Genomic DNA, 429 nt, shown 5'->3' on the forward strand with positions numbered 1-429 from the left:
GTGGCGTTCGAGATCACCTCGGTGAGCGCGGCATCGGTCAAGTCGTTGAGAGCCCGGCTAAGCGAGGCCGAACATCCGATCACGCATATGATCGCAATCGAGCGGGTTTCGCCCGCGAGCGACGGCAGACCGCACCGCGAGTACGGTGCGGATATGTCCGACGACACCGCTCCGCTGCACCTTCTGTTCGAAGATCCCGAGTGGTCGCGTCCGTGGCTCACGATCGGCATCGGCGACGGTGGCAATGAAATCGGTATGGGTGTGCTGCCCGAGGAAATCGTCCACGACGACATTCCCAACGGTCCGTTGATCAGCGCCGCCATTCCCGCGGACTACCTGATTGTTTCCAGCGTCTCGAACTGGGGCGGCTGGGGTCTGGTATCCGCGATGGCGATGGTCGCGCCGCGAGACGCAGCCGCGCGGCTGCTC

Annotated in this window: 1 protein-coding gene; it reads left to right on the forward strand. The window is 64.1% G+C overall.

Features of this window, described 5'->3' with window-relative positions:
- Nucleotides 1-429, forward strand: a 429-nt coding sequence (locus SB753_RS34950) for a glutamate cyclase domain-containing protein (RefSeq protein WP_410804610.1), incomplete at both ends; no start/stop codon positions are given.

The organism is Paraburkholderia sp. SIMBA_053, from assembly GCF_046534895.1.
Classification (GTDB): domain Bacteria; phylum Pseudomonadota; class Gammaproteobacteria; order Burkholderiales; family Burkholderiaceae; genus Paraburkholderia; species Paraburkholderia caledonica.